The following is a 19,977-nucleotide window of genomic DNA, read 5'->3' as shown; positions in this document are numbered from 1 at the left end:
AAACAGGTCAAGCTGGCCAACGAAAATTCGCTGAATCACGCAAATGAAATCAGGCAAATTGTTTTGTTGACCGTTTCGACTCATCCAGAATAAAAGTTCGCTGTTCTGTATCACCTTTGATAGCAAGCCAGTGCTCCGTACCGAACTCATCAATCACGGCGAATTCGAACGCACCTCTCGTCGCCGGCTTCTCCTCCGCCTGTAGAGTCGTGCGCTGCACCAGCGTCAATACACCAGATACATCGTTAATCGGGAAAGTAATAAAACCAAGAGGTGTATTGACCGAAGCCGATCGCCCATAGATTGGCGCCAGATAGCCATAAAAACTCCTGCCGCCACCACTGTAGTGGTTTATCGTGCCTGACGAGTACACCATTACCGCGTCCTCAGCATCATACGGATTAAGTCTTATATCGGTGCTATACCAGTCAAGAATGTTGATCTGGCGACCGTCAGCGTGAAGCCCGAGATGAAAATACTGAATGCGCTCCTCGTACACTCTTTCGCTGAAAGTACCGTACTTATAAAGAGAGAAACTGTTCTGATTGTATTTTTTCGGAGGAATCGCCTCCAGCGTAACACTGCTGTCGAAACCAACCCCATTACTTCGCAATACCACGCCATTCAAGGAGATCTCGGCAGCCACTTCCATAATTCCAGGTCGGGAAGCCGAGACCCAGAACTGGAAAATCTGTACCGGATCCGCGGCGTTGCTTATCTGGTTGTCACTGACCCGCGGGACTTCTGTCAGGCGCGTTGCCCCACCCGACATTTCGTGAGCGTAACGATTTTCCTGAATCGAAACACTCCAGTCTCCCTCCAGAGGCCGAGCACCGTTGTAGGCAATCAGCCGCAATGACGGCAATGCAGGATGTCCATGCAGCGATACCCCGTCGCCATTGTTATCGATACCGTGCAGAAGCACCAATACACGCACCTGCATGCGACCGTTGGCATAAAGCACTTTGTGCTGGCCATGATTTGTGGCGTCGAGCTTTACCTCGATACGGGAAATACCAACTTGCTCATCAAACATCTGATAACACCTCAGCCGATTAATATATTTCGCCCTTCAAGGGCTCGGCAAAGTATTAACGTCGAATTTAAATATAAACAGCCGCGACATTTGACATTTTGTGAAAAAGCAAACTTTCAACATCATCTTTAATAATTCACACAGATGCTAATAACTTCAAAAAATGCGATCTGCATGTTACGAGATTCAACACTAAGCCTTTCGCCCCTATGATTCTGGCCCACGAAGGCCTGTTACCCCTTCCGAATTCAATCAACCCGAACCGGAAGGGGAGTCAGCGAGTAGCTTATGTTTGCCAAATCATGTTGGCAGCGTGATCGATCCGTTACTTTCGACAACACTCAGTCGCTATCTGGACCTGTCGAAAATCCGCTCTCCGATGACTCACTATCGGAATCAAAATCTGAAACTGCTTCTTCCGTTTGGATTTCCACTTTCCGGTCCATACTGGAATTTTCAAGGTATTGATTAATCCGCCGCATCGACTCGTCACTCAGCGGATTGTTCAATAAACCAACATATAGATCTTGAGTATCCGGAATATCGAACAAATCGCCCCCTACGTCTGAGATATTATTATCCTGTAACGCCATGACCCGAAGATCTCCCAGCCTGTCTATACCGGAAGGCAGGCTGGAGAGATTGGCGTTATATAGCATCAACTCGGTTAAACCTGTCATGAAGCCTACATGCGGAGCAACTGTCAGAGGGTTGTTGGCCAGATTCAACAAAGTGAGCGTCTCGATCCTGGACACACCTTCAGCCGTCGCTTCAGATAATTCAAGCGAGCAATCGTCCAGTACCAGTTGACGCAACTGGCGCATTTGGAATATTCCTGACGGGAAGTCCTCCATTTTTATGCCAGTGACCATCAAATATTGAACATTGGGAAAACTGTCAAAAAAAGCGCCGATGCGTGCGCCTGGCGTTTCCACAGTCAATATCAACTCTGTTACATAGTCGAACCTGGCGGATAATCTTGGTAACTCACCAGTAAAATCGACATGATGGGAAAAATGATAGTCACCGTAACCCCACCTGGAAACCGACTTGCGTCGCCAGATATCTTGCAGTTTTGCGCTAAATTGCTCGCGAGCCTGGCGCTGTTCTGCGATCTGCATTGCGTCCTGCGAAGAGTCCGCTTGGGTCGATAATCCTTCCGCACTCCAGATCGCCAATTCATTGCGCAATATTGCGAGGTCTGTCTCCAGGCGCGCTAAAACTGTGGACGGCTCAGATCCCAGGCGCTCGGAAACGAACGCGGCCAACTCCTTGTCATCAAGCTGCGGATAGAGGCTACGGACACGTTCCACAACGGATCCTGTCAACATCGGGTTGACATCGCCGCCGCCTCGCAGCCCCGCTTGCGCGTATTGGGCGCTGGCCGGAACAGCCGTTACCTGCACCGGTGCCAGTCCCAACAATTCGCTCACGCGTTGGCGCGACGGCAATGGCTGTGCGCGTACCAGTTGCCGCAGCGCCGCACCACCGCCCTGCGCTACACCGAGCAACTGGCGCTGCCCGGGCAGTAAAAGGCGCCAGACGGCGGCATACAGATCCATCCGATCCTGGGGGGACGCGATGCCGCTGCGTTGGATAACGTAGCCTTCATGCTGACGAATCAATATGTGACGCACTGGCGATCGAGCATCGCCAATAGCACTCAATGACTCACCCTCTGACGCTTGCAGACGAATCTCGATACGAATCTGTCGCGGCCACTGATCAAGCTGCCCGAGCATCTGCAAAGCCAGTTGGTCAGTGTCCAGGCTGGCTACCGCATCCAGATAGATTCCTTCGCACGCCCTGGCGAGACGCACCTCGCGTAGCGCCACCAGCGTTTTTTCTGCCATGTGCCTCGGCATTCCCGGCCGCAGGCGCAAATGCCTATGGTCGGCGGCACTGGCCTCTCGCCACAACGCTTGGGCAATCGTCTTGGGCAGATGAGGAAAAATCCGTCGCATCTGCAATGTGTTGTCATCGCAATCGAACTCGAACGCCCGCTCGCTCTGCTCAAAGAGCAAAGCGCGGGACTGTTCGATAACGCGCTCGCTCAGATCAGTTGCCTGTAGCGTTAACAAAGCCTGCAGTTGTGAATCGGCTTGCGCACGCACGGTCGGATCGGAATGTTGCACTTGGGTGATGAACTGGCGGATCTTTTGATCGAGGGCGAAGCGCCTCGCAGTGTCCTGCAGCAATGCCAGCGAAGCGGGATGAATGTCGGACCTGTGCGCCATCATCGCGTCGACGCCGCTCACGGCAAATATGCGTTGGGTCATCAGTGGAGGGAAATCCTTTATTGAATACTCCGTGCCGGGAAGCTCTGTCGTGCGATTTTGTCCGGTAAAGACAGTTGCAACTGGATTGGCCGACTCAGGATCATCCAGCGGATGCCACAAACGGCCCTCGCTGTCAGGCCTCAACAGCGGACCGGAAGGATGCAGTTCTCTGGCATGTGTGGCGCGAAACAGGCCGCTCTCGGGGTCTAGGACCACTTGTACGATGTGATTGTCAGCGACGGCAACATACTGACGCTGCTTCATGATTGCGATGCCCCATGCATCGGTCTCGTCGAGACGCTCTTGCGTGGGTATCCAGTAGTTCTCCAGCGAATTCCTTGCGGACACACTTGCGAACTCGTCGATCGTGGAATATTTCGGCCTCGTGCTCACACTGATGACAGGCATCACTGCAAGCGAATCTGAAGAAGATGGCGAAGGCAAGGGTCCCTGATGATGTGCAACAGTCGAATGCGGCATTGTCGAAGACGGGTTCAGAGCCCGGGGCAGGCCATCCCCGCTGGACTCGATGGGTCTGGTTGGGGCAGATACAGGTTTGATTTTCGGCGGTTTGCCAGTCATGAATGCTCATCCTTGAGGAGTGGTGACGCTGGCCACACATCGCTGCGGGCCAGCGCAAGGCATCAGATAAAGCACTTTCGTGCATATGCCTGATCATCGAACATGGCAGCTTATCTGCAGCCGCGATGCCAAACGCATATACAGCTACTACATCCCAGGACATTGCATCAATGGATGATGAAACTCAGCCTCGCTGAAGAGACAAATTGCGCTCATAAAAACTCACGCGAATCGCCAACTTATGCCCGGTACCATATTCATCGATAGCGATAAAGTAGAGGACACTTCCATATTTTTGCGCACCGGTATTTTCCGAGTATTCGGATAACGCCTGCACAATAGTGAGTTCTCCGTCGCTTTGCGTATTTACTTTGTAATGCTTGTGATTCCATGTTTGCGCATCGCCGGTGAAAGCATATACAAACGGATCACCCCTATCAGGCAAGGTGACGGTCACACTGGTTTTTTCGGGACGGACGAAAATGCACTTCATATAATTTGTTTTGATTTCGTTAAGCCTGTTCCCGCCCGCAAAATCGAGGTTTTCGCCCTCTTCAGCCCCCTCGACCATCCAATCGACCAGGCGGATTTGCTTCCCGTCCGGGTACAGCCCCAGATGGTACTTCCAGATACGATTACCAGGCGACTCATTACCAATCCTGTTCTGATACAACTGAAAGACTCCATATGTCGCGGGCTTTTCAGCCTCCAGAGTCACGCTGCTGTAATGAACACTGACAGGGGTGGTTCCGTTGCTCAAAATCCTCTCCCCGTTGAGAGACAGGCGCGCACCGACCTCAGTCGTTCCGGCGCTCGACGAGGAAACCCAGAACGTACGCACCTGTGGATGAACGCTGTCATTCTCAAGATCATCATCGTGCCTGTCCAAGGCATCCGGTGCAGGCCGTGCCTCACGCGTAAACCGCCCTTGGACCGCGCTCGCGACCCAACCATCGCGCAAGGTCTTGCCGGTCGCGTAATGAATAAGCTGGATGCTTTCCATTACATCTTCCGGTACATGCACAGCGTTGCCGTCGGCGTCTACTCCGGCAACCAGCACCTGAACTTTGACTTGCATCCGGCCATTAGCGAAAAGTGCCCTGCTTTGAGTGTTATCACTGGCGTCAAACTTGACCTTCAGACTGGACAACCCCACAAGAACGGGCGAAGTGTTTTGTTGATTACCTGTAGCATCCATGCTTTCACTCATAATACAGCTCCTCTGTGAGAATATAACTTGATAGTGACATCGAAAACATGTCAGCAAAAAAAGTTACATACCCACCAAGAAAATATCAAAGTGAAAAGTGTAAGAAATATGCGTGCACCAGCCGCCGGCAACTCATATGCCTTTAAACCAGCCTCCAATACACCAACGCAAGAATGATCAATGTTCGTCGTTATAGACGAACTTCGGCATTTCCCAATGGAAACGGATGGCCAGCAGACGTAACAGGAACCCGCCAAACAAAGTGATCAGGATGGCTTGTTCGCCCGGCACATTTATATAAAGACAAAACATGTAGCACCATGCCGCAGCGAATGAAACACTGGCATAAAGTTCGCGGCGAAATATCAGCGGAATGTCATTGCAGAAAATGTCGCGCAGGATGCCGCCGAACACACCGGTGATGACGCCGCTGACCGAGGCCACCAGCATGCCGTGGCCCATTTCCAGCGCTGTCATGCAACCGATCAAGGTAAATGCCACCAGCCCCACCGCGTCGAGCACCAGAAACAGCGAGCGCAGGTGACGCATCCAGCGTGCGGCAAACACCGTAAACATCGCCGCCACCGAGGTCAGCACCAGATATTCCGGGTGTTTGACCCAGGTCAGCGGGTAGTGCCCGAGCAACACATCGCGCACTGAACCGCCACCGAGCGCGGTGATGCAGGCGATCAGCACCACGCCGAACCAGTCCATGCCTCGTCGTCCGGCGGACAGCGCGCCGGTCATGGCTTCGGCAGTGATGGCGATCAGATAGAGCATCAGCAACATGATGGCAGTCCAGGCAGGAAGGCGCGCAGTCTAGCCATTTCGGCGCCGCACCAGAAGAGGGCGCGCCTCTCGCGAGCCGGCTCGCGTCCACATAAGCCGCATTCCATGTGGGAGCGAGCCTGCTCGCGAAAGCGTCAGGGCTGATGCCGCCGCATCAGAATTTGATGAAATGCTTGCGGTAGTGCTGCAGCTCGGCGATCGATTCGCGGATGTCATCCAGCGCCAGGTGGGTGCTGCCCTTCTTGAAGCTGTCGCGTACGTCCGGCGCCCAGCGCGCGGCCAGTTCCTTGAGCGTGGAGACGTCGAGGTTGCGATAGTGGAAGTAGCTTTCCAGCGCCTTCATGTGGGTATAAAGGAAGCGACGATCCTGGCAGATGCTATTGCCGCAGATCGGCGACTTGCCCTTCGGCACCCACTTTTCCAGAAAGGCGATGGTCTCAGCTTCTGCCTCAGCCATGCTGATGCGGCTGTCGCGCACACGCTGGGTCAGACCGGAGTTGCCATGGGTGCGGGTATTCCACTCGTCCATGCGCGCGAGCACTTCGTCGCTATGGTGGATGGCAATCACCGGACCTTCAGCCAATGTGTTCAGCTCACTGTCGGTAACGATAGTGGCCATTTCGATGATGACATCGTTGTCCGGGTCCAGACCGGTCATTTCCAGGTCGATCCAGATCAGGTTCTGCGGATTTTGCATATTCGGGCTCCTAGGCAATGCTGCGCAGTTTAGCCTAGGCCGGTGGCCGGGCGTGCTAAACTCGCGGCCGTTTTACCTAATCGCTGCATTCTTCAGACGGAACACCCATGGCCAAACGCCAACTCAATCGTCGTCAAAACTGGCGCATCGAAAAGATCCAGGGCGAGCGCGCCGCACGCGCCGCCAAACGCGAGTCCTCGGCGGTCGAAGCCCTCGAGGGCGGCGACCTTGGCCCAGAGCAACACGGCCTGGTGATCGCCCACTTCGGCGTGCAGGTCGAAGTCGAAGCCGTCGACGGCGAACTCGCCGGTCAAGTGTTCCGCTGCCACTTGCGCGCCAACCTGCCAGCGCTGGTCACTGGCGACAAAGTGGTCTGGCGCGCCGGCAACCAAGGCATTGGCGTGATCGTCGCGCAACTGCCGCGCAGCACCGAACTGTGCCGCCCCGACAGTCGTGGCCAGCTCAAGCCGGTTGCCGCCAACGTCGACATGATCGTCATCGTTTTCGCGCCGCTGCCCGAGCCGCACGCCAACCTGATCGACCGCTATCTGGTCGCCGCCGAACATGCCGGTATCCGCCCGCTTCTGCTGCTGAACAAATTCGACCTGATCGACGAGCAGAACGCCCCGGCGCTGAACGCGTTGCTGGCGGTGTACCGCACGCTGGGTTATCCGGTGCTGGAAGTCTCGGCCCACCACGGCGACGGCATGGAGCAACTGCAAAAGCAGCTCGACGGGCGCATCAGCGTGTTCGTAGGTCAGTCCGGCGTCGGCAAGTCGTCGCTGGTCAACAGCCTGCTGCCGGAAGTCGAAACCCGCGTCGGGCCGTTGTCGGAATTGTCCGGTCAGGGCACGCACACCACCACCACCGCGCGCCTGTTCCACTTCCCTGGCGGCGGCGAACTGATCGACTCCCCGGGCATCCGTGAATTCGGTCTGGGCCACGTCAGCCGCGCCGATGTCGAAGCCGGTTTCATCGAGTTCGATGACCTGCTCGGCACTTGCCGTTTCCGCGACTGCAAGCACGACCGCGAACCGGGTTGCGCGCTGCTCAAGGCGCTGGAAGATGGCCGCATCCAGCAGCAACGGATGAACAGCTATCGCTCGATCATCGCCAGCCTGCCCGAAAACGGTTATTAAGCAGTCGCGCCGGCAGCCCCGCACCACGGGCTGCCGGTTGTCGGACTGCATCTGACTCACCTCTCTCCTCTTAAACGTCAGCTTCTTCTGTAGGCACTTGCGCGACTGCTTGCAGGACCTTTCTGTTTTGCCGCGCAGACCTTGTAGGCCTGAGCCAGCGGCCTACATTTCTTTCCTCCTTCGCTCACAGCGATCATCGAGGAAAGCCATGCCAACCTGTGTTTTATTCATCCGCCATTCGTCTCGCTACATCCACGCGTGCAGTGCCCACAGCATCGTCGGCGCGATCCGCCTGCACACGGTGGTGTGATCATGCGCAAGGCACTGTTCATCGGCATCAACGATTACACGCATATCGGCGGCCTAAGCGGCTGTTGCAACGACGCCATGGCCATGGCGTCGGTGCTGAAAACCAATGCCAACGGCGACCCCAACTTCAAGAATGTCGTGTTGACGTCCGCCGAGGATTATTTGAGCCGGCAAAAACTCGAAGACCAGATCCGCGAGTTGTTTTCCGGTGACTGCAACGTCGCTCTGCTGTATTTCGCCGGCCATGGCGGTTTCGACGCCGACACTGACGAAGGCATGTTGATCGCGCAGGACTACCGCAACGCCAAGGACGGCATCCGCATCAGCGACATCCTCAACTGGGCGGACAAAGCCACGCGGATCAAAAACAAAGTGATCATCCTCGACTGCTGCGAGAGCGGTTCGGCCGGCGAAGTGCGCGCCTTGCGCAGCGAGAGCAGCATGGTCAGCGAGGGTATGACGATCCTCACCGCCTGCAAAAAAGCCGAGCCGGCAATGGAGGGCGCGCAGCACGGCGTGTTCACCGGCCTGCTCCTGCAAGCGCTGCACGGCGGCGCGGCGAATATCCTCGGCAAAATCACCCCCGGCAGTCTGTATTCCTTTGTCGACAACGCCCTCGGCGCCTGGGAACAGCGTCCGGTGTTCAAGACCAATGTGTCGCAGTTCATTTCCCTGCGCGAAGTCTCGCCGCTGATCCCCAAGGAGATCCTGCGCAAATTGCCCGACTGGTTTGCCGAAGCCGAATCGGTCTACCCGCTCGACCCCAGCCATGAGCCCACCGAAAAGGCGTTCGTGCCTGAGCACGGCGAGGTCTTCGCCCAGTTGCAGAAGTGCAACCGCCACAGCCTGATCGAGCCGGTCGACGCCGAGCACATGTACTACGCCGCCCTCAACTCCACCGGCTGCCGCCTGACGGCACTCGGCGCCTATTACCGCGAACTCGCCCTCAAAGGACATTTCTGATGCCAGTCTTTATCAGCTATCGCCACATGGATCGCGCCCATGCGATCGCCATCAACACCCGCCTGACCCAAGCGAAGATCAGGACATATCTCGATGTCCTCGATCCGGAATCGCAGACCACGGACGACATCACCGGGGTCATTACCCGCAACATCACCGAGTGCACGCATCTGCTGGCGGTGGTGTCGGAGACAACTGCACTGTCGTGGTGGGTGCCGTTCGAAATTGGCGAGGCGACGATCAGCAATCGGCGGATCTGTACGTTCAAGACCGGACCTGCGCAACTGCCGATCTATCTGGACAAATGGCCGAAGCTGAGCACGGCCAGCGATCTGGATTTCTTTATCGATGCGTATCGTGATGAGGTGTCGAACAAGCGCTCGATAACCCTGGATTCGTTCAGCGACTCGGTGAAAGGGGCGTACAAGCGCGATGCAGAGATGTTTCATGAACAGCTGAAGAACCGGATTCGTCGGGGATTCTGAGACAGTGCCGGCCTGTGATAGCCACAAAAAAGCCGACATCACTGTCGGCTTTTTTTCACTTACTGCTTCGGCGCAGGCGCCGGCGCCGCCCCACCCGGCTCAGCCGGTTTCGGCGCCGCATCGTCAAACAGATTCAACCGCTCGCGCAACTCGTGAGCCGGCACTGGCTGTTTGTCCGCCGGCAACGCATTCGGATCAACCGGGGCTGCCGGAGCAGCACCGTTCTGCCCCTGATCCGCCGGTTTCGCTGCCTCAGGCCCCTGCGCACCTTCGATGGCGGCCTGGGCTTTTTTGGTCAGTACGACAATGTCGATCCGGCGATTGACCGGGTTGAACGGGTTTTCCCGGTCGAACAACGCCGACGAGGCATAACCGACCACCCGCGCCACCTGCGCATCCGGATAGCTGCCCGCGACCAGGGCACGGCGAGCCGCGTTGGCGCGGTTGGCCGAAAGCTCCCAGTTGCCGTAATCGCCAGTGCCAATGTACGGCTTGGCGTCGGTGTGGCCGCTGATGCTGATCTTGTTCGGCACCGCTTTGATGGTGTCGGCCATGGCCAGCAGGATGTCTTCAAAGTACGGTTTCAGGCGTGCGGACCCGGAGTCGAACATCGGCCGGTTCTCGGCGTCCATGATCTGGATGCGCAAGCCGTTCGGGGTGATCTCGAAAAGGATCTGATCCTTGAATTTCTGCAGTTGCGGGTTCTCGTCGACCTTGTTCTGCAGTTCTTGCAGGAGCAGTTCGAGACGCTCCTTCTCGACCTGCTCGGCCATGCCTTCAACCTGATCGGTATCGACCGTAACCTTGTCCGGTTGCGGCTGCGACTTCACTTCCGGGTTGAGGGTGTTTTCCGGCGCCAGGGTCGGTGTACCGCCGAGGTCGATGATGTACGGCGTGCCGCTTTCGGAGAAGCCGACCGGGTCCTTGAAATAACCGGCGATGGCGATCTTCTGTTCCGGCGTAGCGGTGGACAGCAGCCACAGCACGAGGAAGAACGCCATCATCGCCGTGGCAAAGTCGGCGAAGGCGATTTTCCACGCCCCGCCGTGGTGCCCGGCGGCAATGCGCTTGACGCGCTTGACGATGATCGGCTGATTATTTTCCATGACTTAGCGACCGCGAACCGCTTGTTCCAGCTCGGCGAAGCTTGGACGGTGCGCCGGGTACAGAACCTTGCGCCCGAACTCGACCGCCAGCGACGGCGGCATGCCGGACGCCGAAGCCACCAGCGAGGCCTTGATGGCTTCGTAGACGTTGAGCTCTTCCTTGGCATCGTGGGCCAGGGAATGCGCCAGCGGACCGAAGAAACCGTATGCCGCGAGAATACCGAAGAAGGTACCGACCAGTGCCGCACCCACGTGCAGACCGATCGACGCCTGGTCGCCCTCGCCCAGCGAGGCCATGGTCACCACGATACCGAGTACCGCCGCAACGATACCGAAACCGGGCATGCCGTCGGCGATGCCGTTGACTGCGTGCGATGGGTGCTCGAGGTCTTCCTTGAGGCTGTACAGCTCCATGTCGAACAGGCCTTCCAGTTCGTGCGGAGCCATGTTGCCGGAGGACATGATGCGCAGGTAATCGCAGACGAACGCGGTCATGCGTTCATCCTTGAGCACCGCCGGGTACTTGGCGAAGATCGGGCTCGCGGCGGCATCTTCGATGTCGCCTTCGATCGCCATCATGCCTTCACGGCGGCTCTTGTTGAGGATTTCGTAGATCAGCCCGAGCACTTCAAGGTAGAAGGTGTGGGTGAAGCGCGAACCGAACATGCTCAGGGATTTCTTGAGCACGTGCATCGTCATGTAACCGGGGTTGGCCTGGAGAAATGCGCCGAGGGCCGCACCGCCGATGATCATCACCTCGAAGGGCTGGATCAGAGCGGCAATCTTGCCGTGGGAGAGCACGTATCCGCCGAGCACGCTCGCGAATACGACGATGATGCCGATAATTTTAGCCATAGGTAGAAGGTACTTGTTTAAGTCGGGTTCAAGGTCATATTCGGAAGTTAAAAAATCTCTTCTTCTACTTATCGGCAAAACTGCGCCAGACTATAGCCAGTTCAGGCGAAAAGCCAATTTAGCCCATGCCGGGCGCGTCTACAGTCAGTGAAGATCTCGTCCAGACATGGCTAATGAAACGAACATTCCATCGGTAATACCGACCACGCTCCAGGCTTGGGTCAAGCTGCTCGACAGCGTCCGCCTGCCCGTACCACAAGAGGCTCACGACAAAGTCTGCCGGGCGATCCGCGACAATCGCAGCTCGCTGCGCGACATCGCCGATCTGATGCAGGACAGCCCGGCGCTGGCCTTGAGCGTCATCCGTGAGGCGAATCGTCACACCCACGGCACCATGGCCGCGCCGGCGGAAAATCTTGAGGTGGCAATCAATCGCCTGGGCCTTGCCCGCACCGAAGAATTGCTCGCGCGCCTGCCCGCCGAACCGCACCGGCAAATCCCCAAGGGTTTGCGCCAATTGCAACTGATCAGCCAACACGCGACACAACAGGCCAACGGTTTTTTTGCCAGTCGCCTCGCGCGGCTGTGGCAGGACATTCATTGGGGCAGCTTGCTGTTTTTGTCGCCGCTGTGGCCCTTGGCACTGACGTATCCGCAGTTGCTCGAGGAGTGGGAACTGCGCGTGATCCACAAGGGCGAGTCGGCACGTGTGGTCGAAAAGCAATTGCTCGGCGTGCGCCTGTTGAAGATCGCCGAGGCACTGGTCCACGCCTGGCATCTGCCGATCTGGGTCGAGCAAGGCTACAAATTGCTGCTCAGCGAACAACGCGAACTGGTCAAAGTGCTGCGCATCGCCCGCGACAGTGAACACCCGCTGCGCCAGCAGAATCGCCTCGACGATGACCCGACATTGCGCCGCTGGCTCAACCAGCCGGCGAATACCGTGCTGCTGGCCAATGGGCTGGCGCTGTCGGCGCAACAGGCCTGGGACAGTCCGCACAGCAAGCGCTGGCAGTACCTGACCAGCCTGTATCTGCAGATTTCCATGGACGAAGTGCAGCAACAGTTGCACCAGCAAGCGGCGAACAGCGCGCGTCAGCATGCGATGCCCGATTTGTGGCACCCGGCGGTTTCGCTGATCTGGCCGTGGGGCACTCGTCGCTTGCCGGCCGGCATGCTCCCGGCAGCAGCGCCGAATGCGGATGACTTGGGCCAGTGGCGTCGGCAATGCGCCGAACTGCTCGCCGAACCCAGCCGCTTCACCAATGCCATGAGCCTGACCGTCGCCGCCCGCGAGGCACTGGTGGCTAGCGGCATGCGTCGGGTGATGATTCTGATAGCCGACCGCACACACACGACCCTGCGCGTGCACCAGACCGCCGGTTTGCCGAAGGATGCGGCGGCGCTGAGTTTTGCCGTCGGCCAAAGCAAAGTCCTGCAACGCCTGCTCGCTCAGCAGGCGCAGGTGCGGATCACGCCGGAGAACAACGGGCAATTCTCCGCCTTATTGCCAGCGAGCCTGCGCACGTTGTTTCGCGGTGAGCATCTGTTCCTGCGTTCGCTGGTGAATAACGGCCGGGTGATCATGATCGTCGTTGCCGATCAGGGCGGCGGCCCCTTCGCCGACATCACTGTGCAAGCCTTCGGCAAAACCGCGCAGTGCATCGAAAAAGCCCTGCACAGCTTTAGCAGCCGTGGCCAATGAGCCTGCGCTACAATCCTCCCCTTTGTGCTCTGGAGACCTCACATGTCTGACTTCTCTGGCTTGCCGCTTGTCATCGAGCCGAGCGACCTGCTGCCGCGTCTGGAGTCCCCGGAACTGATTCTGGTGGACCTGACCAGCCCTGCCCGGTATGCCGAAGGTCACTTGCCCGGCGCACGTTTTGTCGACCCGAAACGCACCCAGCTCGGCCAGCCACCGGCGCCGGGGCTGATGCCGGCGAAGGCCGATCTGGAAGCGTTGTTTGGTGAGCTCGGTCATCGCAAAGATGCGGTCTACGTCGTGTATGACGATGAAGGCGGCGGCTGGGCCGGGCGTTTCATCTGGCTGCTCGATGTCATTGGCCACGACAAATACCACTATATAGACGGTGGTCTGCCGGCCTGGCTGGCGGACGGTATGCCCATGTCGATTCAAGTGCCGGCCGCCGTCGGTGGCCCAGTGTCGCTGACCCTGCACGACGAACCGACCGCCACCCGCGAATACCTGCAAAGCCGTCTCGGCGCCGCCGATCTGGCGATCTGGGACGCGCGTGGGCCGCTGGAATATTCCGGCGCGAAAGTCCTCGCCGCCAAGGGTGGCCACATCCCCGGTGCGGTCAATTTCGAATGGACTGCCGGCATGGACCAGACGCGTCAGTTGCGTATCCGCAGCGACATGCCGCAGATCCTCGAAAACCTCGGGATCACCAAGGACAAGGAAATCATTACCCACTGCCAGACCCATCACCGGTCGGGCTTCACTTATCTGGTGGCCAAAGCCCTCGGTTATCCGCGGGTCAAGGGCTACGCCGGTTCCTGGGGCGAATGGGGCAACCACCCTGACACGCCAGTCGAGATTTAAGGTTTTTAAGGACAACTAATGAAAGAGCGTCTGTTTATCCTCAGCCAGTACCTGCTGCCGCATCACCTGCTGTCGCGCCTGGCCGGCTGCATCGCCGAATGCCGCGTGCGCTGGTTCAAGAATGCCTTCACGCAATGGTTTGCCAAGCGTTATCAAGTGGACATGTCGCAAGCACTGGTCGAAGACCTGACCGCTTACGAGCACTTCAACGCCTTCTTCACGCGTGCCCTGAAAGACGGCGCGCGTCCACTGGACGAGACCCCGGGCGCAATCCTCAGCCCGGCCGACGGTGCGGTCAGCCAGCTCGGCCCGATCGAGCACGGTCGTGTGTTCCAGGCCAAGGGCCACAGCTTCAGCGTGCTGGAGTTGCTCGGCGGGGATGCGGCCAACGCAGCGCCGTTCATGGGCGGCGACTTCGCTACCATTTACCTGTCGCCTAAGGACTACCACCGCGTGCACATGCCGCTGGCCGGCACCCTGCGCGAAATGGTCTACATCCCGGGCCGCATTTTTTCGGTGAACCAGACCACTGCCGAAAACGTCCCGGAGCTGTTCGCCCGCAACGAGCGCGTGGCGTGCATTTTCGATACAGAACGCGGGCCGATGGCCGTGGTGCTGGTCGGTGCGATGATTGTCGCTTCGATCGAAACCGTGTGGGCCGGTCTGGTCACGCCACCGAAGCGCGAGCTGAAAACCTTCCGCTACGACGAAGCCGCACGCGCACCGATTCATCTGGAAAAAGGCGCGGAACTTGGGCGCTTCAAGCTCGGTTCGACGGCGATCGTGCTGTTTGGCCCGGATCAGGTGAAGTGGGCCGAAGAGCTGGTGGCCGGTTCACCCGTGCAGATGGGCCAAGGCCTGGCACTGCCAAAAGCGTGACCCTGTTCGCGGAAGCAGCCGAGGCTGCTTCCGCAAACCGCGGCATTTGCTGCTATGGTTTTGCTCATGAGCCAGACCAACTTTTCTCCCAAGCTGCGCGCTCCGACTCCTACGCAAACGCGCCTGTCGTTCTGCGAGGCCAGCCCGCGCGACCTCAAGCGCTGGATCGCCGGCCTGCCCAAGGCCAACATCGGCGAAACCGCCCGCTTGCTGTATCAAGGCCTCGGCGAACTGAACCTGTTGCTCACCCCCAGCGACAATCGCCTGCAATTGCTTGAGCTGCTGCGGCCCGAGGTGTATTTCGTCTGCCAGCATCTGGAACGGCATTTTCTGCATCAGGCGATCATGCTCGACGAGCGTTCGCGAAAAGTCAGCAACCTGTGTCAGGCGCTGCAAGCTCAGTTGGCCATCGGCTATAAACAGATTGTTCTGCGCATCCTGCCCAAATACAGCAAGGATCGCGCGACATTGGTCGGCACCGCCTTGCAACGCGCCGCGCATGCCCTCAAGGCGCAACTGGTGCGCGCCACGCAGCTGTACAGTTCACCGCCGGAACACGTGTGGTTGGAATTGCATCAGCTGTATCGCAGCGCTGCGCAATTACAGCTGCAACAACGGCGGCTGCGCGATGATCTGGCGTTTTTGACCAGCGAACTGAGCGTCGAACAGACCTACATCGCCGCGCTGCTATTGGGCAGTGCCCGTTGCAATCAATTACGCCAGAGTCAGATTGCTCGGCTGGCCGAGGTGATCGAGCCGTGGAGCGCCCTGCTCAAACTGCATCCCGGCAGCGCCGACGACGGTTTGTTCGCCATCAGCCCGGAACTGGATGTTGGTCCACGCTACCGCAAGATGTTTCGCAGCGAACAACAGAGCGGGCTGCTGGGCTTCGACCCGCAGCCCTTGGTCAAGCAGCTCGAAACGCACCTGCTGCAGCAGCCGACTTCAACCCCCCTGCCTGTTTCCGCCGGTCTCAGCATCGATACCCTGCAACATCTGCACGCCACTTGGGGCCAGGCTGCCGAACGCAGTTTTCAGCGCAGCGCCGGCCAGGGCACATTGACCGTGTGCGTCGGCATGAGCGCCCTGCACTTCTACCTCGGCGGCGAGCGCACCTTCAGCGAGTTGCTCAAACATCCCGGTGCCCGCACGGCAAATTTCAGCAGCGTCGTGGCCAACGGCGAAAAGGACAGCTGGAGTCAGGCGTTCGACGCTGCCCCGCAAAGTAACGATGAGCTGTTGCCGTACGAGGAAATCCAGTACGACCAGTTGAGCGAGGATGAAGGCCCCGGCAACTCGCCGAACTATCCGACTTACGCCTTGCCGGTGATCAACCATAGCCCCGGCGGCTATTGCCTGGCCTGGCCGAGCGAGGTGCCGGCGGAATTGCAGGCCGGGGAAATGCTCGGCATTCAGGACAGCGAGGGCAAAGGCTGGAGCATTGCGGTGATTCGCTGGATCCGCCAGGTGCGCGGTAGCGGCACGCAGATGGGCATTGAACTGGTCGCGCCACACGCGCAGCCGTGCGGGCTGCAACTGGTTCGTTCCAAGGACGATCACAGCCATTATCTGCGCGGTTTGCTGTTGCCGGAGATCAGTGCGATCGATGTGCCGGCCACTGTACTTGCGCCGCGCCTGCCGTTTCAGGAAGGCAACAAGGTATTGATCAACACCCAGGGCGAAGAACACCGCGCCGGGCTGGATCGGCGGGTGGCGAGTACGCACAGCTTCAACCAGTTCGCCTATCGCTCGCTGGATCCTGCGCAGAATGGCGGGGGTGAGGAGGATTTTGATTCGTTGTGGAATTCGCTCTAGACCGAGGCACGGCCTTCGCGAGCAGGCTCGCTCCCACACTGGAATGAGATTTCCTGTGGGAGCGAGCCTGCTCGCGAAGAGGCCAGATCAGCTTATGGAGATCTCAGAGCTGCCCGTCGCGATCCCGGAAACCCAGCAGATACAACACACCATCCAGCCCCAGCGTTGAAATCGCCTGCTTCGCCGACTGCTTGACCAACGGTTTGGCGCGGAACGCCACGCCCAGCCCGGCAATCGCCAGCATCGGCAAGTCGTTGGCGCCGTCGCCGACAGCAATGGTCTGCTCCAGACGCAGGCCTTCCTTGTGCGCCAGCTCCTTGAGCAGATCTGCCTTGCGCTGCGCATCGACAATCGGCTCGATCGCCACGCCGGTGCACTTGCCGTCGACCACTTCCAGCTCGTTGGCAAACACGTAATCGATGCCAAGCTTGGCCTGCAGTTGCTTGGCGAAATAAGTGAAGCCGCCGGACAGGATGGCGGTTTTGTAGCCGAGGCGTTTGAGTTCGGCGAACAGGGTTTCGGCGCCTTCGGTCAGGCGCAGCGAGGCGCCGATCGAGTCGAGCACGCTGACGTCGAGGCCCTTGAGCAGCGCCAGACGCTCCTTGAAGCTGGCGCGGAAATCCAGTTCACCGGCCATGGCGCGCTCGGTGATTTCCGAAACCCGGTCACCCACGCCGGCCGCTTTGGCCAGCTCATCGATGACTTCCGCTTCGATCAGCGTCGAGTCCATGTCGAACACCGCCAGACGCCGGTTGCGGCGAAACAGCGAGTCTTCCTGGAAGGCGATGTCGACGTTCAATTCCTGGGCAACGCTGAGGAATTCGGCGCGCAGGGCCTGCGGATCGGCGGCTTCACCGCGCACGGAAAACTCGATGCAACCCTTGCCCTTGTCGGCCGGCGTGTCCAGCGGCATGCGCCCCGACAGACGGTCGATATGGTCGATGTTCAAGCCATATTTGGCGGTGATCGCGCTGACCGCCTGCAATTGGCCGGCGGTGACTTTGCGCGTCAGCAGGGTAACGATATGGCGTTTCTTGCCCTGATTGCCCACCCACTGCTGGTAATCCTCTTCGGACACCGGGGTGAAACGCACTTGCTGATCCAGTTCGTAGCCCTTGAACAGGATGTCCTTGAGCACTGACTTGCCCTGTTCGGAATCGGGAATTTCAACTAGGATGCCGAACGACAGGGTGTCGTGGATCACCGCCTGACCGATGTCGAGAATGTTCACACCACCTTGTGCCAGAACACCGGTGATGGCCGCTGTCAGACCGGGACGGTCGACTCCCGTGATGTTAATCAGGACGATTTCGCGCAACGCGCACCCCCGCAACTGGAAAAAAACCGCATTCTACCCACTTTCAGTGACCATCGGGCACCGCGAGCGCTTTGCCGGTCTGGGGCCTGTCGCTATACTGCGCGTCAACTTCACGGACAAAGAGCCGAGCTCAAGTGAACCGGCCCACGCCAGTCAAAACCGATAACTTCTTCCTGCTGATCTTCCGTGCACTGCGCCATCGCCGTGTACCGATTGCATTGCGCATTGCCAGCCACAACGTGATCCTGGTCGCTCTGGCCCTGGTGATCTATGCCGGGGTGATGGGGCTGCAATTCAAGCAGGCCATGCACGAGCAGGCCGATGCGCTGGGCGAAAGCCTGACCACGCAGACCGCCACCTCCGCCACCGAGCTGCTGGTGTCCAACGACATCCTCAGCCTCAACGTGCTGCTCAACAACCTGACCAAGAACAAACTGGTCGCCCACGCGGCAATCTACAGTGTGGACAACCGCATCCTCGCCGAGTCCGGTCAGCGTCCCAAGCACAGCCTGCTGGGCGAAGCCGAGGGCATGTACGAGAGCAAGATCACTTTCCAGGACGTGACTGCCGGGCAACTGCGCATCAGCCTGGACATGGATCAGTTCCAGCAGCCGATGACCATCAGCCTGCAAAGCATGGGCATTCTGAGCGCAATTCTGCTGGCGCTGTCATTGGCTCTGAGTCTGCGCATGGGCCGCTACCTGTCGACGCCGTTGCTGCAATTGCGCGTGTGGCTGCGCCGCATCGACGCGCACACCCCGGGCATCGACCGCCAGGATGAAATCGGCGATCTGGCGCGCCAGCTGCATGCCAGCTACGCCCCGGAACCGGAGCCTGAGCCCGAACCCGAGCCGGAATTCGCCGAGGAAGAAGACGAGCCTGAATTCGAGGTGCGTAACCTGCGCGATCCGAGCTTCGACGAAAGCCGCCCGCTGGCCGCGAAGAAACCGGCGCCGCGTCACCTGGTCAGCACCGTCGAAGACGATGATGACGATGACGCTTTCGCCGACCTGCGCGACGAATCGCTCAACGACGGCGCCCAACCGCTGACGCGCAAACCGAGCCCTGACGTGCCACAGCACACCGCCGTACTGGCCGTGCAACTGGGCTCGCAGGAACAATTGCGTCGTTTGCCTCGCGCACGTCTGGAAGAATTGCAGGAACGCTATCGCGACTGCCTCGAGCAGGCCGCGTCGCTGTATCAGGGCGAAATCGAAACCCTCAACGATGGCAGCACGCTGTTGCTGTTCCACACCGAAGACTGCGGCGACGATTACCTGACCAATGCCATCTGCTGCGGCGAACTGCTGCGTGCACTCGGCCACCAATTGCAGATTGAGGTCGCAGACAGCGGCATCACCCTGCAATTGCAGCTGGGCCTGACCTTGGGCGATGAGTTGTTCGGTCTGAGCCAGATTGATCTGCTGCTGACCGATTCGGCCCAGGATGCACTGGCCTTGTCGCAACACAGCCGCAATCTGCTGCTGGTCGAGCGCAAGATCAGCGATGACACCTTGATCCGCCAGCGTGCGCGGATCCGGCCGATCGCCAGCCCTGAAGGCGCTTGCTGTGTGGAGCGGTTGATGGAGCCATATCCGTCGATGCTCGAACGGCAACTGGCGCGGATGCATGAGCGCCGGGCGTAAGGCTTAGGCCCGATACGCAAAAGCCCGCAGACAATTAATTGTCTGCGGGCTTTTTTGTGCGCGGTGTTATTGGATTCGAGAGCATCCCTGAAAAGCCCCTCACCCTAGCCCTCTCCCAGAGGGAGAGGGAACAGATTGGGGGATATTCGAGAGTTACATCGACATGCACGTTTGGCTGTGAATCCATAATCGCCAAGATCTCTCAGGTCGACGTAAGACGCCCGACACCTCAGTCGGTCCCCTCTCCCTCCGGGAGAGGGCTAGGGTGAGGGGCTTTTGATCTTCCACCTCACCTCCAGACATAAC

General features: G+C 58.7%; 16 protein-coding genes. 8 read left to right on the top strand and 8 right to left on the bottom strand.

The genetic code is table 11. The annotated features are described in order from the left end of the window. Positions 1–49 precede the first annotated feature (49 nt). From ASG55_RS14005 to orn, 5 genes are all read right to left on the bottom strand, one after another. Positions 50–1,036 carry a hypothetical protein gene (locus tag ASG55_RS14005; protein WP_056787544.1) on the bottom strand — a complete coding sequence of 329 codons (987 nt, stop codon included), beginning with the start codon at positions 1,034–1,036 and terminating at the stop codon, positions 50–52. Between the two features lie 341 nt (positions 1,037–1,377). Further along, positions 1,378–3,897 carry a leucine-rich repeat domain-containing protein gene (locus ASG55_RS14000; protein WP_156388191.1) on the bottom strand — a complete coding sequence of 840 codons (2,520 nt, stop codon included), beginning with the start codon at positions 3,895–3,897 and terminating at the stop codon, positions 1,378–1,380. A 184-nt stretch (positions 3,898–4,081) separates the two neighbouring features. Beyond that, the gene (locus ASG55_RS13995) at positions 4,082–5,107 is read right to left on the bottom strand and encodes a hypothetical protein (RefSeq protein ID WP_056787539.1); all 1,026 of its coding nucleotides are present in this window, start codon (positions 5,105–5,107) and stop codon (positions 4,082–4,084) included. A 177-nt stretch (positions 5,108–5,284) separates the two neighbouring features. Continuing rightward, on the bottom strand, positions 5,285–5,899 hold the full coding sequence (locus ASG55_RS13990) for a trimeric intracellular cation channel family protein (protein WP_177342722.1): 615 nt from the start codon (positions 5,897–5,899) through the stop codon (positions 5,285–5,287). Positions 5,900–6,050: 151 nt separating this feature from the next. Continuing rightward, a complete protein-coding gene (gene orn / locus ASG55_RS13985; RefSeq protein ID WP_016771957.1) occupies positions 6,051–6,593 on the bottom strand; it encodes an oligoribonuclease in 543 nt (180 codons plus the stop codon). 107 nt (positions 6,594–6,700) lie between these two features. Between orn and rsgA the strand changes: the two genes are divergently transcribed. The 3 genes from rsgA to ASG55_RS13970 all read left to right on the top strand — a co-directional run bounded on the left by rsgA (position 6,701) and on the right by ASG55_RS13970 (position 9,489). Beyond that, positions 6,701–7,732, top strand: a complete 1,032-nt coding sequence (gene rsgA / locus ASG55_RS13980) for a small ribosomal subunit biogenesis GTPase RsgA (protein WP_024011360.1) — start codon at positions 6,701–6,703, stop codon at positions 7,730–7,732. 312 nt (positions 7,733–8,044) lie between these two features. Continuing rightward, positions 8,045–9,004, top strand: coding sequence for a caspase family protein (locus ASG55_RS13975; protein ID WP_056787534.1), 960 nt, complete (start codon positions 8,045–8,047; stop codon positions 9,002–9,004). Continuing rightward, positions 9,004–9,489: a toll/interleukin-1 receptor domain-containing protein gene (locus ASG55_RS13970; protein WP_056787531.1), complete on the top strand. Its 486-nt coding sequence runs from the start codon at positions 9,004–9,006 to the stop codon at positions 9,487–9,489. Before ASG55_RS13975 ends, ASG55_RS13970 begins: the two co-directional genes overlap by 1 nt. A gap of 59 nt (positions 9,490–9,548) precedes the next feature. Here the strand turns inward: ASG55_RS13970 and motB are convergent, their stop codons facing one another. Then, positions 9,549–10,595, bottom strand: coding sequence for a flagellar motor protein MotB (gene motB, locus ASG55_RS13965; protein WP_041480740.1), 1,047 nt, complete (start codon positions 10,593–10,595; stop codon positions 9,549–9,551). Positions 10,596–10,598: 3 nt separating this feature from the next. Further along, the gene (gene motA, locus ASG55_RS13960) at positions 10,599–11,450 is read right to left on the bottom strand and encodes a flagellar motor stator protein MotA (protein ID WP_024011357.1); all 852 of its coding nucleotides are present in this window, start codon (positions 11,448–11,450) and stop codon (positions 10,599–10,601) included. A gap of 166 nt (positions 11,451–11,616) precedes the next feature. Here motA and ASG55_RS13955 point away from each other — a divergent pair, with 166 nt between their 5' ends. The 4 genes from ASG55_RS13955 to ASG55_RS13940 all read left to right on the top strand — a co-directional run bounded on the left by ASG55_RS13955 (position 11,617) and on the right by ASG55_RS13940 (position 16,707). Further along, the gene (locus ASG55_RS13955) at positions 11,617–13,155 is read left to right on the top strand and encodes an HDOD domain-containing protein (protein WP_056787529.1); all 1,539 of its coding nucleotides are present in this window, start codon (positions 11,617–11,619) and stop codon (positions 13,153–13,155) included. A 42-nt stretch (positions 13,156–13,197) separates the two neighbouring features. Then, on the top strand, positions 13,198–14,013 hold the full coding sequence (rhdA, locus tag ASG55_RS13950) for a thiosulfate sulfurtransferase (RefSeq protein ID WP_056787527.1): 816 nt from the start codon (positions 13,198–13,200) through the stop codon (positions 14,011–14,013). Positions 14,014–14,031: 18 nt separating this feature from the next. Further along, positions 14,032–14,892, top strand: a complete 861-nt coding sequence (gene asd / locus ASG55_RS13945; protein WP_024011354.1) for an archaetidylserine decarboxylase — start codon at positions 14,032–14,034, stop codon at positions 14,890–14,892. 66 nt (positions 14,893–14,958) lie between these two features. Then, entirely contained in the window at positions 14,959–16,707 is a 1,749-nt protein-coding gene (locus tag ASG55_RS13940; protein WP_056787525.1) for a hypothetical protein, read from the top strand. A 103-nt stretch (positions 16,708–16,810) separates the two neighbouring features. Here ASG55_RS13940 and serB read toward each other — a convergent pair whose 3' ends face one another. Beyond that, positions 16,811–18,025, bottom strand: coding sequence for a phosphoserine phosphatase SerB (gene serB, locus ASG55_RS13935; protein WP_016771966.1), 1,215 nt, complete (start codon positions 18,023–18,025; stop codon positions 16,811–16,813). Between the two features lie 134 nt (positions 18,026–18,159). Here serB and ASG55_RS13930 point away from each other — a divergent pair, with 134 nt between their 5' ends. Beyond that, positions 18,160–19,671: an AhpA/YtjB family protein gene (locus ASG55_RS13930; RefSeq protein WP_056787522.1), complete on the top strand. Its 1,512-nt coding sequence runs from the start codon at positions 18,160–18,162 to the stop codon at positions 19,669–19,671. Positions 19,672–19,977 lie beyond the last annotated feature (306 nt).

The sequence above is a fragment of the Pseudomonas sp. Leaf434 genome (assembly GCF_001425545.1).
GTDB classification, from domain to species: Bacteria; Pseudomonadota; Gammaproteobacteria; order Pseudomonadales; family Pseudomonadaceae; genus Aquipseudomonas; species Aquipseudomonas siliginis.
Note: the sequence above shows the minus strand (reverse complement) of the source record. Positions and strands in the feature narration are given on the sequence as shown.

What these genes read in the sequence shown, in the direction of transcription:
- ASG55_RS14005 (WP_056787544.1), bottom strand. Translation starts at nt 1,036, where the DNA reads ATGTTTGATGAGCAAGTTGGTATTTCCCGTATCGAGGTAAAGCTCGAC.
- ASG55_RS14000 (WP_156388191.1), bottom strand. Translation starts at nt 3,897, where the DNA reads ATGACTGGCAAACCGCCGAAAATCAAACCTGTATCTGCCCCAACCAGA.
- ASG55_RS13995 (WP_056787539.1), bottom strand. Translation starts at nt 5,107, where the DNA reads ATGAGTGAAAGCATGGATGCTACAGGTAATCAACAAAACACTTCGCCC.
- orn (WP_016771957.1), bottom strand. Translation starts at nt 6,593, where the DNA reads ATGCAAAATCCGCAGAACCTGATCTGGATCGACCTGGAAATGACCGGT.
- rsgA (WP_024011360.1), top strand. Translation starts at nt 6,701, where the DNA reads ATGGCCAAACGCCAACTCAATCGTCGTCAAAACTGGCGCATCGAAAAG.
- ASG55_RS13975 (WP_056787534.1), top strand. Translation starts at nt 8,045, where the DNA reads ATGCGCAAGGCACTGTTCATCGGCATCAACGATTACACGCATATCGGC.
- ASG55_RS13970 (WP_056787531.1), top strand. Translation starts at nt 9,004, where the DNA reads ATGCCAGTCTTTATCAGCTATCGCCACATGGATCGCGCCCATGCGATC.
- motB (WP_041480740.1), bottom strand. Translation starts at nt 10,595, where the DNA reads ATGGAAAATAATCAGCCGATCATCGTCAAGCGCGTCAAGCGCATTGCC.
- motA (WP_024011357.1), bottom strand. Translation starts at nt 11,450, where the DNA reads ATGGCTAAAATTATCGGCATCATCGTCGTATTCGCGAGCGTGCTCGGC.
- ASG55_RS13955 (WP_056787529.1), top strand. Translation starts at nt 11,617, where the DNA reads ATGGCTAATGAAACGAACATTCCATCGGTAATACCGACCACGCTCCAG.
- rhdA (WP_056787527.1), top strand. Translation starts at nt 13,198, where the DNA reads ATGTCTGACTTCTCTGGCTTGCCGCTTGTCATCGAGCCGAGCGACCTG.
- asd (WP_024011354.1), top strand. Translation starts at nt 14,032, where the DNA reads ATGAAAGAGCGTCTGTTTATCCTCAGCCAGTACCTGCTGCCGCATCAC.
- ASG55_RS13940 (WP_056787525.1), top strand. Translation starts at nt 14,959, where the DNA reads ATGAGCCAGACCAACTTTTCTCCCAAGCTGCGCGCTCCGACTCCTACG.